Genomic DNA, 12,809 nt, shown 5'->3' with positions numbered 1-12,809 from the left:
TTTTAATCAATCAGCATTCATTAAATAGCAGCAGGTAGTGCATCGTGACAGGTCGCTTACACCGGAACAGGCGCGGCACGTTCAAACATCATTAGCATCAAAATCTGGCAACGACGGTGGCGAGCCCAGTGGCAAAGTAAAGCAGATACAAGCCCCGCCAAGTTGCGAACTCGCTGGTGCGATACGACCACCATGCGCCTCAACTATCGCACGGCAAATCGCCAGTCCTAAACCAACACCCGGTGTCGCAGACTCGCGCTCTCCACGGGTAAATTTTTCAAAAATAAGCTCTTCACGTCCCGCAGGTAATCCAGGGCCGTTGTCATCAACCATGATCTTGACCATCGGACGGCTGTCATCCATCTCGGCACGGATAACAATCACGGCATGAGCAGTCGAGTATTTCGCTGCATTCTCCAGCAAATTACATAGCACCCGCTCAATCAGCACCGCATCGAAATGTAGCAAAGGCAGGTCTGCCGGTAAGGCCGTCTGAACTCGGGCTTGTGCCAGAGCAGCCGTGCTGGCGCGTAAAGCACTGCCTACCACCTCCTCCAGCGGCTGCCATTGCAGATTCAACTTCACTTCACCGCTTTGGATGCGCGCCATATCCAGCAGATTCGCCACCAGAGCGCTCATGCGTAAGGATTCGGTATGCAGATTCTGCGCCATCTGTTGCTGCAAATCAGTCAGCGCCGGTTTAGACATGGTCAGCGACTCAGAGATACCAACCAGCGAGGTCAATGGTGTCCTCAGATCATGCGATAAAGCGGCCAGTAATGAATTGCGCAGGCGTTCCGATTCCATGTGGATCAATGCCTCTTGCGCAACCTCGATGTAATGTACGCGCTCCAATGCAATCGCAGCAAGCGCGGCAAACGTATCGAGCTGCTGACGCTGCTCCGGTATTAAAATCCATCGACGGTTATCCGGTTGTATCGCTAACAGGCCACGGGTGCGCATCGGTGCCACCAGAGGCAAATAAAAGAAATTACTTGCCGGCAGCGTGTCGGTGCCTATGCCGGCGGCTTCGACTTTATCAAAAGCCCATTGGGCAATTCCCAGATCCAGCCCTTCAGTAATCACGGCAGGCGCTTGTAATTTTCCATTAGCGTCGGGTAATAACAAAATCGCTCTGGCGCGAAAAGCCCGTTGAATAATCGCTTGCGTGCTCTCAGAAATCTGCTCGTCTTGCAATACGCCGGACAAGTCCCGCGCAAATTCATACAACGCGCGCGCCCGAGACTCGCGATGCGAGGCAACTCTGGCCTGATAACGCAAACCCGCGGTCAGATGTCCGGTCAGCAAACCCACTGCCAGCATCACAGCAAACGTCACCAGATATTGAAAATCACTGACCGCAAAAGTAAACCGCGGCGGCACGAAGAAAAAATCAAACACTGCCACACCCACCACTGTCGCCAGCACTGAGGGACCACGTCCCAAGCGAAATGCGACCAGCACCACCACCAGCATAAACAGCATCGCAATATTCACAAGATGCAAAAAATTCAGCAACGGTGTGCACGCGATTGCAGCTGCGACAATCGCCAGCAGGGCATACAGATAGCGCAGATGTCGGGTAAGCCAGCGAACTGGATTGATCGGCATTGTTGCGTCAGTCCATGAGGTCGCCGATGGCGTATGATCAAAAAAATCCGTACTCTGACGATGCCCGATGTCATCACGCTGACTACGCTGATTCCGGGAATCATGTCGTTCATTCACAGGATTAACGGGATCTGTCGCCGCCCGTCCGATCTCAATCAGATCCAGATCTGGTGCCAGTGCGGCCATTTTTTTATGCAATGACACCGACGTCCAAGAGTAGCGACGGCGTCCCAGTACGATCTTGGAAAAATTATGACTATGCGCATAATCCACGACTTCGTTCGCGACATCCTGACCGCTAAGTACCGCCGTTTTGGCACCGAGGTCTTGTGCCAGTTTCAGACTTTTTAAAATCCGTTCGCGCTGACTGGCAGACAGGCGCTGTAATTGCGGCGTCTCGACATAGACGGCATGCCATTCAGCACTGAGCTGACTTGCCAGACGCGCCGCACTGCGTATCAGATGATCCGCACCCGGTCCACTGCCGACACAAGCCAGCAGCGCGGCGTCGGTCTTCCACACCTTGCCTATCGATTTCTCAATCCGGTACGCCTGCACGTCCTCTTCTACGCGATCCGCAGTACGGCGTAATGCGAGTTCACGCAACGCAATCAGATTCCCTTTACGGAAAAAATTCTTTGCTGCCCGCTCGGCTTGCTGCCCGTGATAAACCCGCCCTGTTTGCAGGCGCGCCAATAACTCATCGGCAGGTACATCGACCAGCACTACCTCGTCGGCGTCGTCAAATACCGTGTCCGGCACCGTCTCTGACACGCGGATACCGGTGATGCCGCCAACGACATCGTTCAGGCTATCCAGATGCTGTACGTTGACGGTAGTGTAGACGTCGATCCCTGCATCGAGCAACTCCTCGACATCTTGCCAGCGTTTAGGATGGCGAGAACCCGGCGCATTTGAATGCGCCAGTTCATCCATCAAGATCAAGGGCGGCTTACGGACTAAAGCACTATCAAGATCAAATTCGCTCAGCGTCTTATCGCGATAGGCAATCAGCTTCGGAGGCAGCAACGGCAAACCATCGAGCAAGGCCAAGGTTTCACGACGCCCATGGGTTTCTACTACACCGATCAATACCTCCTGCCCCTCGGATTGCAATTTATGCGCAGCACTTAGCATCGCGTAGGTCTTGCCCACACCGGCAGAAGCACCAAAATAAATCCGCAATTTGCCACGCGAGGCACGACGTTCCTGCGCCTGCACATGAGCAAGCAAGACATCAGGATCAGGACGTTGATCGTTCAGATTGGCCATTTTTCAAAAAAACTATTTGTAGGTGAAAGGTTTAGCGGCGGGGTAAAAAAACCACTGCTCATTGCTCACCAGATCAATACTATTCAACAATTAAGGGGAGTATGCATAAAAATACTGCCTTATCCGCACTATTTATATAGGTGGTATAACAATACCTACAGGAGTATCCCTATACCACCTCAATCCTGATTCTCCGGACAAAACCTTAGCGGGGTGAGCTTATCCGGCTTTATCTGGCTTGATGTCAATTACCCGTCATTGCCTCTGTCTACTTTGCATCATCTAAAGCCAGGTTCAAGGCCAGCACATTGACCCGTGGCTCGCCAAACACACCCATCACCGGGCGTTGTGCAAATTGTTCGATCAACGCCATGACTTGTTCGTTAGACATTTTACGCTCGCGGGCAATTCTAGTCGCTTGATATTGTGCCGCGGCGATACTGATTTCTGGATCAAGACCGCTGGCTGATGCGGTGACTAAATCGACTGGAATCTTTTGCTTATTCTCCGGATCAGCCGCTTGTAAAGTAGCAATACGACCTTTAACAGCATCCATCTGTGCAGGATTAAATGGGCCCAGATTAGAACCACTCGATGCCGTTGGATTATTCGGCATTGGAGATGTAGCGGAAGGACGGCTCCAGAAATATTTGTTTGAACTAAACGCCTGACCGATCAGACTAGAGCCAATTAGCTTACCGTCGTGCTCAAGCAAACTGCCCTCAGCTTGCTTGTTAAATGCCACTTTACCGATGCCAGTAATTGCGTAGGGATACGCCACACCAAGGATCAGACTAAAGCCAACGAACAGGACAACGGCAGGACGAAATTGGGAGAATAGAGAATTCATTTTCACTCCTTGATTACACTAAATTAAACAGAGCAAGAATCATATCGATCAACTTGATGCCTGCGAACGGCAACACGATGCCACCCAGACCATAGATCAACAGATTACGACGTAACAGACGCGCTGCACCAATCGCACGATACTTCACACCTTTGAGTGCCAGCGGGATCAGGAACACAATGATCAGCGCATTAAAAATCACGGCTGACATAATTGCCGAAGCCGGGCTGGACAAATGCATCACGTCCAGGGCCTTCAACTGTGGATAGGTGGCGACGAAAGCGGCAGGAATGATCGCAAAATATTTCGCTACGTCATTCGCAATCGAGAAGGTCGTTAAAGAGCCGCGTGTCATCAGCATTTGTTTACCGATTTCTACGATCTCTAACAACTTGGTCGGATTAGAATCCAGATCGACCATGTTGCCCGCTTCTTTCGCGGCTTGCGTACCGGAATTCATGGCAACGGCGACGTCTGCTTGTGCCAGTGCTGGCGCGTCGTTGGTACCGTCGCCCGTCATCGCAACCAGACGGCCTTCTGACTGATAGCTGCGGATCAATTTCAGCTTATCTTCTGGTGTTGCTTCTGCCAAAAAGTCATCCACACCCGCTTCTGCTGCGATCGCAGCAGCGGTCAACTTGTTGTCACCGGTGATCATGATGGTTTTGATACCCATGCGGCGCAGCTCAGCAAAACGCTCCTTGATACCACCTTTGACGATATCTTTTAACTCAATCGCACCCATGACTTTGCCATCGTCCACCACCACCAGTGGCGTACTACCGCGACGAGAAATATCGTCCACTGTTTTGCTGACTTCGGCGGGGAAAGGACGGCCTAAGCTTTCAACAAATTTCTTCACTGAATCAGCCGCACCTTTACGAATGACACGAGTACCAATGTCGACACCGCTCATACGAGTTTGCGCAGTGAATTCAATAAACTGCGCGTTCAGGCTCGCCATTTCACGTTCACGCAAATTGCACTTTTGCTTTGCTAAGACAACGATACTGCGACCTTCGGGTGTTTCATCCGCTAATGAAGCGAGTTGTGCTGCGTCACCCAATTGCGCCAAGATGACGCCAGGTGCAGGGAAAAACTCTGACGCTTGACGATTACCTAAAGTAATCGTACCGGTCTTATCCAGCATCAAGACATCAACGTCACCAGCCGCTTCAACTGCACGACCGGATGTGGCAATGACATTGGCTTGCATCATGCGACTCATACCGGCAACACCAATAGCGGACAACAAGCCACCAATCGTGGTCGGGATCAGGCACACTAACAAAGCAATCAAGACCGTGATAGAGATTGGGCTAGATGCAATGCCTGCTAATTTTGCAGCTTCTACACTGTACAAAGAGTATGGTAATAGAGTGACCGTAACTAGTAAGAAGATAATCGTCAGTGCGACCAGCAAAATCGTCAATGCGATTTCATTCGGTGTTTTTTGACGTTTTGCACCTTCTACCATGGCGATCATCCGATCAATAAATGCTTCGCCAGGATTCGACGTTACACGCATGACCAACCAGTCTGACAACACACGAGTACCGCCGGTAACTGCAGAGAAATCGCCACCAGATTCGCGGATCACAGGTGCAGATTCACCGGTGATCGCGCTTTCGTCCACAGTTGCTACACCTTCGACTACTTCACCATCGATGGGAATGACATCACCGGTTTCTACCAGCAAGACATCGCCTTTACGCAAGTCGCTGGCATTGGCTGGCAACCAGCTTGTGCCGTGCTTTGGCACTGCCAGTTTTTTGGCAATCACTGTTTGCTTTAAAGCGCGCAAGGATGCGGCTTGTGCTTTGCTGCGACCTTCTGCCAATGCTTCGGCAAAGTTAGCGAACAAGACCGTGAACCAGAGCCAAACTGATATCGCCAGGATAAACCCAGCGCTGGCCTCACCCTTGCCAAACAAGGCTTGCAGCCATAACAGCGTAGTCAGGATACTGCCGACATACACCACAAACATCACCGGGCTACGCAATTGCGTCGCTGGGTTCAGCTTTTTAAAGGCATCCACAATCGCTGGCAACATCAGCGTGCTATCCATCATGCTGAGTGATTTTGCGCTGCGCAGTTTTTCCGCGGAGGCATCACCTTGATCAGCGACAGCTTTATTTGTATTTTGAGAATTAACGCTAGACATGAATTTCTTCCTTAGTGAGCTTAATGAGCAGCGAACAATTGCAAATGTTCGACGACCGGTCCAAGCGCCAATGCTGGAACATAATTCAAGACGCTAATCAACACCACCGTACCAACCAGCAACGAGATAAACATCCAGCCATGAGTTGGCATGGTGCCTGCGTTCACTTCCAAACGTTTTTTAGAGGCCAGAGAACCTGCGATAGCCAAGATAGGTACGATCATCGCAAAACGACCAAACCACATCGCAATCGCCAGCATGATGTTGTAGAACGGTGTGTTCGCAGACAATCCAGCAAATGCACTACCGTTGTTATTTGCAGCAGAGGTAAATGCGTACAAAATCTCAGAGAAACCATGCGCCCCCGGATTAGCAATACCCGCTTTACCTGCATCAGCCATGACTGCAATCGCAGTACCGACCAAGACCAATGCTGGCGTAACCAGGATCACAATCGCCGTCATTTTCATTTCGTAGGACTGGATTTTTTTACCCAGATATTCTGGTGTGCGACCTATCATCAAGCCAGCAATAAACACTGCCAGGATCGCGAAAATTAGCATGCCGTATAAACCAGAACCGACACCGCCGAATACCACTTCGCCAAACTGCATCAGCACGATGGGTACCAGGCCACCGAGCGGCATTAAAGAATCGTGCATGGCATTCACAGCACCGCAAGATGCCGCTGTCGTGATCGCAGCAAACAAGGCAGAAGCACTGATACCGAAGCGGGTTTCTTTACCCTCCATATTGCCGCCGGATTGCAGCACACTCGTCACTTGATCGACATTTAAGGCTTGCATCAGCGGATGGATTTGCTGTTCTGCCATTAATACACCGATCGTCATCACGACAAACAAAATCGTCATGGCACCCAGCACTGCCCAGCCTTGGCGAATATCACCGACCATGCGACCAAAGGCAAAACACAGTGCCGCAGGAATCAGGAAAATACTCAGCATCTGTGCGAAGTTGGTCAGGTAGTTTGGGTTCTCATAAGGATGAGCAGAGTTAGCATTGAAAAAGCCGCCGCCATTCGTACCAATCATTTTGATGGACTCTTGCGATGCCACTGGACCCATCGCAATCGTTTGGGTTTTAGTCGTCAAGGTTTCCATCACTGGCGCACCTTGCGCATCTTTTAAAGGTTGGCCATCAGCACCGACTTTAGGCTGACTATAAGTGACTGGATCAAGCAAAGTCGCCTCTTTGTAACCATCAAAATTTTGGATTACGCCCTGCCCCATCAGGAACACGGCAAAGATCACCGACAATGGCAACAACAAGTACAAGGTCGTGCGGGTAATATCGACCCAAAAATTGCCGATCGCTTTTACTGAGTGATGTGAAAACCCGCGAATCAGAGCGAAGACAACTGCAATACCAGTCGCTGCGGAGAAGAAGTTTTGCCCTACCAAAACCAGCATCTGTGTCAGATAACTCATGGCAGATTCGCCCGAGTAACCTTGCCAGTTGGTGTTACTGACGAAACTCACCGCAGTATTAAATGCGGAATCAGGACTAATATTGGCAAAGCCTTGCGGATTCAACGGCAGCCATTGCTGTACACGCTGCAGCAAGTACACCGCCAAGGCGCCAAGCGTGTTGAACACCAGCAAAGCAATCGCGTAGGCTTTCCAACCCATACCCTGCTCAGGATCAACGCCAGCGGCACGATACAAAACTTTTTCTACACCAGATAACCAGCCAAAACCCGGTACACGTCCATTACCTGCAAGCTTGGCAATGAAGCTCCCCAGCGGATAAGACAACACCAATAATATTGCTAAAAATGTCAGCAATAAGACAATCGCCTGAGTCGTCATCACAGTTCCTCTGCTTTCAACAATGCGATCACCAGATACACCAATAAAGCAGCAGCTACGACTGCACCTAAAATAGTGAACATACTCATTTCGTTTCTCCCAACACATGACAAACATGCGTAAACGCCAATACCAGCAGGAAGAATCCTATGATTCCTGCAACAAAAAACAGATCCATGAAATCCGCCATCACAATCCTCAGAAAGTTTGTTTTAACGAGAGAGAGGATAGCCAGAAGGGTCTAAAGATTTTGTAAAGACTGACGGACGCGGTGTAAACAAGATGTAAAAAAACCGAATCAATACAAATAAGGAAAATCAGATGGGAGTGTGGGCAACCAGTGAAGTAGTCGCAATGAAGAGCTGAACTTATGCGAAGTCAGCTCTGGGGGATATGGGCGTGACGAAGATACATTGGTGAATCTACGTCAGTTAATCTACATGAGGTAATCTACATCAGCGAATCTAAATCAGTTCTTAGGATGATCTGAAGGTCTGAATTTTTTTCTGCATATTCAGACCGGTGACAGCGTACCCGAGAGATTCATAAAGAGCTTGCGCGCCGCGGTTGAAAGCAAAGACATGCAGACCGATGGTAGATAAGCCAAGCGTACCGACAAAAGACTCCAGTGCGACAAATGCCCGCTTCGCATGTCCTTGTCGCCTGTAGGCCGGATCAATTTCGATATTGTAAATATAGGCGCTGCGCACACCACCCTTATCGATCACGGCCACCCACAAAGTACCTACCGTGACGTTGCCGCTACGATCGTTACTATCACAACCATCGTCTCGAATTTCAAAAAAATAGTGATCTGGAGTAGCCTGACCTTGCGGCAACAGGCGATGATGTTCAAGCTCAGATTGCGCCATCGCCTCCTCGGGAGCACTACGACCGGATTCCACATTCTGCGCAGCATAACCACCAATAGCCTGCGCGAGGTAGCGTGAAAAGAAATCGGCGGTCATGGCGACAAGAATAGTCATTATTTTATGCAGGTAACAAGTAAGACCCAGAGTGTATCGCCAATCAAAAGAGAACTCATCATTTTCCAGTCATGACCGGATCAAGAAAAGAAAATGCCCGCTTAACTTTCGTTAAGCGAGCACATATTCTTTGGCGGAGGCGGTGAGATTCGAACTCACGATACAGGTTTAAGCCCATATGCTTCCTTAGCAGGGAAGTGCCTTCGGCCACTCGGCCACGCCTCCACATGTTTGCGACTAATTACTCAATCGCAATCAAGACCGAGATAATAGCTGCTTGTTTGGAATTGGTCAACAACCAAGCCAGAACAATCTGTTAATTTTCTCAGGCAGATTCCAGTCCGAATGCTTTATGCAAAGAACGTACCGCCAATTCCATGTATTTCTCATCAATCAGCACAGAGATTTTGATTTCTGAAGTCGAAATCATCTGGATATTGATACCCTCTTCCGACAAGGTACGGAACATTTGCGAGGCGATACCAACATGACTACGCATCCCGACACCGACGACAGAGACTTTGGAGACTTTTGGATCGCCAATGATGCTGCCTGCACCAATGTGTGCTTTGACGCTACCTTCCAGCACGTCCATGGCTTTCGTGTATTCACCGCGTGGTGCGGTAAAGGTAAAGTCTGTCTTACCTTCGACCGATTGATTCTGGATAATCATATCCACTTCGATATTCGCATCAGCGATCGGACCGAGAATTTGATAAGCAATGCCTGGCTTGTCTGGTACGCCAAAAACGGTGATCTTTGCTTCATCACGGTTAAACGCGATGCCTGTGATGGTGGCTTGTTCCATATGTGTATCTTCCTCAAACGAAATCAGGGTGCCGGAATTCATTTCTTCTTCCAGCGGAATTAGTGGATCTGTCAACGAAGACAAAACACGCGTAGGCATGCGATAGTTACCGGCAAATTCGACGGAACGGATCTGCAAGACTTTAGATCCCAGCGATGCCATTTCCAGCATTTCTTCAAACGTAACGGTATTCAGGCGGCGGGCATCAGATACCACGCGCGGATCCGTCGTATAAACACCGTCAACGTCGGTATAAATCAGGCACTCTTGCGCCTTCAGAGCAGCAGCAACAGCGACCGCCGACGTATCAGAGCCGCCACGACCCAGCGTCGTAATATTGCCCAGATCATCGACTCCTTGAAAACCTGTAATGATCACGATCTTGCCGGCATCCAGATCAGCGCGAACTTTTGTATCGTCAATCGATGCGATCCGGGCTTTGGTGTGTGCCGAATCCGTTTTGATCGCAACCTGCCAGCCGGCATAAGACACGGCCTGCTTGCCGATTGCCTGCAATGCCATCGATAGCAAACCAACAGATACCTGCTCACCAGTGGATGCAATCATGTCAAGTTCGCGAGGATCAGGCTGCGCCATAATTTCTTTGGCCAGACCGATAATGCGATTAGTTTCGCCAGACATCGCAGACGGCACCACAACGATCTGGTGACCTGCATCATGCCATTTGGCAACGCGCTTGGCGACGTTCTTGATACGTTCAGTTGAACCCATCGAAGTGCCGCCGTATTTGTGGACGATTAGAGCCATAGCTGTAGAAAACCTAAAGGGTAAAAAATGCGGAAAATCAACCCTTTACTCTACATGCTGCTACGCAAAATAACAAGTCAACACTGCCCATTTTTTAAGCAGTCATCAGATGAAAAAATCTGTCATTGCGAAATCGCCGACAAAAATCTGAACAGTTTGCTTATGAAATTGTCAGCTTGATGGCATCACTAGCGAATTAAGCGAAAATCGCCATCTCGCACTTAATCGAGAAAATTTTAAAAACAAGGGGAGTATATTAAGACGAACCATCAAGTCCGAGTATATATCGGGTGTTTTATAGAAAAATATTATATACCCCTACTCAGTATATGAAAAAACGAAGCCTTCAGAATTAAGCACGGGCGTGTTTAAAATAAAAGCAAATGAAAGTGAGTAAATTACTTATTTGCATAAGGATATAAAAAAATGATTGCAAGTTTCCTTCATTTTTATATCAATGCCGAAAAAAATCTACGCGCCGTTTCATCTGCCTATGAGTGACTGAAGCACTTACCCTAAACTGCCTCGGTTACACGAAATAAGATGACATGTCATCTTCTCATCACAGCCAGCAGCACTGGCATCAGCAATTTTTTCTGACGCCATTTTGTATCCGCTCTGGCTTCTATTTTTTACGCGTTGACGGAAACAATTTTCGCCATCCGTCCAGACCCAGGTCACGCATGGTTTGTATGTTCTTTTCGTAAATCATGTCAGCATCGGGAAACGCCGCGACCGCTCTGTCGATGCTCTCTTCACGCAGCAGATGCAGACAAGGATAAGGGGAGCGGTTGGTGAAGTTATCGATATCGTCAGGGTCGGTTCCTGCGAATTGATAATCCGGGTGAAAGCTGGCTATCTGCAAGATGCCATCAAGATCCAGCTCTTGTAGGGCAGCGTCAGCAACATCGAGAAAATCGTTATAGTCCAGAAAATCCGTCAATACATAGGGATGGATCAAAATACTGGTTTCGATTTTCTCCGGATTAGCTTCCGCTAACAGTTCCAATTCTTTGACGACATCCTGCAAGAGATCGTCAGGCGTTTTCGCCTCACTGAAAGTGAATCGAATCTGTTGCTTGACCTGAACAGCTTTAGCAAATGGACACAAGTTCAGCCCGATTACCGCTTTTTCCAGCCAGAGTTCGGTAGCGGCAATTGCGTCGTTTGCAGTAATGAAAGTAGCGGGCATAAAATATTAAGCAATGATGGGGGCTTACGCAACGTGATATTACCTAGATACTCCGGTGAAGACCGTACAAAGACAGTACGAATAGCGCAAATAACACGGAGAGAGGTGGTAATTCAGGGGGTAATTCAATTAGTGCTTTGCGTAAGTCCCGAATAAAAGAAGACGCAAGAATAGCATGCAATTATTTGCTACCGCAGCGCGGCAAAAATAAATCTTCCGCTGTTCTTACGTCCTCAGGAATCGGCTGACGCTAATTATCTCAACCCCGTCTTAATGACGTTGAAATAGCATTGAAATAGCGTTGAAGTAGCATGGAAATAACACGAAACTCGCTTCAGAGGCGATTATCCAGACGTGGCTACACCCAATTTATTTACCGTCGCCGGCAATCATTTTATAAGTGAATGCACCGATCACCGCACCCGCAATCGGTGCAACCCAGAATAACCATAATTGCTGCACGGCCCAGCCACCCACATACAGAGCGACGCCGGTACTACGAGCCGGATTAACTGATGTATTCGTGACCGGAATACTGATCAGATGAATCAGAGTCAGCCCCAGACCAATCGCAATCGGCGCGAAGCCCTTCGGTGCCCGTGCATCGGTAGAGCCAAGAATAATCACCAGGAAAAACATCGTCATCACTGCTTCAGTCAGCCATGCCGCCTGCAAAGAATAACCGCCGGGAGAATGTTCAGCAAAACCATTCGAAGCGAAACCTGCTGCCACATCAAAGCCAGGTTTGCCACTGGCGATCAGGAACAACACACCGCCCGCCACAACGCCGCCCAAGACTTGTGCCACGATGTAGGGCAACAATTTATTTGCCGGAAAACGTCCGCCAACCCACAAACCGATGGATACCGCAGGATTCAGATGGCAACCGGAAATATGTCCTATCGCATACGCCATGGTCAGCACGGTCAAACCGAATGCGAGCGAAACGCCATGCAATCCTATCCCGACTCCGGGAAAAGCCGCTGCCAGTACTGCACTGCCGCAGCCACCCAGGACTAGCCAAAAAGTTCCAAAAAATTCAGCGCCGTATTGTTTCATTTGCTCACTCACTTTCCTGTAAAAAAGGATTTATTCATTTTTACGATACGGTCGTATCGATGCGCATTAATATAACAAATAACTATTGCCATATTGTTAAACTATGTGAGTATCGCAATTGACATTCGTTGATTTAAACATCTTTATAAAATTCCCCTGCCCAGAAACTCATCGCAATTCAGGCCGCGATATATTCACACGTAAAAAAAGCGATCCGCAGATCGCTTTTTATCAAGCTGATACCTGTCTGACTGATTGGCTGACAGGCAC

9 protein-coding genes and 1 tRNA gene are annotated in these 12,809 nt (G+C 49.0%); all 10 read right to left on the bottom strand.

The annotated features are described in order from the left end of the window. Positions 1-81: 81 nt before the first annotated feature. A complete protein-coding gene (locus tag ACO0K4_RS09860; RefSeq protein WP_422956453.1) occupies positions 82-2,883 on the bottom strand; it encodes a DUF4118 domain-containing protein in 2,802 nt (933 codons plus the stop codon). Positions 2,884-3,151: 268 nt separating this feature from the next. Beyond that, a complete protein-coding gene (gene kdpC, locus ACO0K4_RS09855) occupies positions 3,152-3,733 on the bottom strand; it encodes a potassium-transporting ATPase subunit KdpC (RefSeq protein ID WP_422956452.1) in 582 nt (193 codons plus the stop codon). Positions 3,734-3,746: 13 nt separating this feature from the next. Further along, complete coding sequence (kdpB, locus tag ACO0K4_RS09850) at positions 3,747-5,897, bottom strand: potassium-transporting ATPase subunit KdpB (RefSeq protein ID WP_422956451.1); 2,151 nt, start codon at positions 5,895-5,897, stop codon at positions 3,747-3,749. 20 nt (positions 5,898-5,917) lie between these two features. Continuing rightward, positions 5,918-7,726, bottom strand: coding sequence for a potassium-transporting ATPase subunit KdpA (gene kdpA / locus ACO0K4_RS09845; protein ID WP_422956450.1), 1,809 nt, complete (start codon positions 7,724-7,726; stop codon positions 5,918-5,920). After that, positions 7,726-7,815, bottom strand: coding sequence for a K(+)-transporting ATPase subunit F (gene kdpF, locus ACO0K4_RS09840; RefSeq protein ID WP_322118514.1), 90 nt, complete (start codon positions 7,813-7,815; stop codon positions 7,726-7,728). Before kdpF ends, kdpA begins: the two co-directional genes overlap by 1 nt. A 387-nt stretch (positions 7,816-8,202) precedes the next feature. Then, positions 8,203-8,712: a GNAT family N-acetyltransferase gene (locus ACO0K4_RS09835; RefSeq protein ID WP_422956449.1), complete on the bottom strand. Its 510-nt coding sequence runs from the start codon at positions 8,710-8,712 to the stop codon at positions 8,203-8,205. A 131-nt stretch (positions 8,713-8,843) separates the two neighbouring features. Then, positions 8,844-8,937 (bottom strand) — tRNA-Ser (locus ACO0K4_RS09830). 100 nt (positions 8,938-9,037) lie between these two features. Then, positions 9,038-10,288: an aspartate kinase gene (locus tag ACO0K4_RS09825; protein WP_422956448.1), complete on the bottom strand. Its 1,251-nt coding sequence runs from the start codon at positions 10,286-10,288 to the stop codon at positions 9,038-9,040. A 625-nt stretch (positions 10,289-10,913) separates the two neighbouring features. Then, positions 10,914-11,480 carry a DUF1415 domain-containing protein gene (locus ACO0K4_RS09820; protein ID WP_422956447.1) on the bottom strand — a complete coding sequence of 189 codons (567 nt, stop codon included), beginning with the start codon at positions 11,478-11,480 and terminating at the stop codon, positions 10,914-10,916. Positions 11,481-11,849: 369 nt separating this feature from the next. Continuing rightward, the gene (gene aqpZ / locus ACO0K4_RS09815; protein WP_422956446.1) at positions 11,850-12,539 is read right to left on the bottom strand and encodes an aquaporin Z; all 690 of its coding nucleotides are present in this window, start codon (positions 12,537-12,539) and stop codon (positions 11,850-11,852) included. Between the last annotated feature and the right edge of the window lie 270 nt (positions 12,540-12,809).

The sequence above is a fragment of the Undibacterium sp. RuTC16W genome (genome assembly GCF_049339445.1).
Classification (GTDB): Bacteria; Pseudomonadota; Gammaproteobacteria; order Burkholderiales; family Burkholderiaceae_D; genus Undibacterium.
This window is presented reverse-complemented; position numbering and strand designations above follow the sequence as displayed.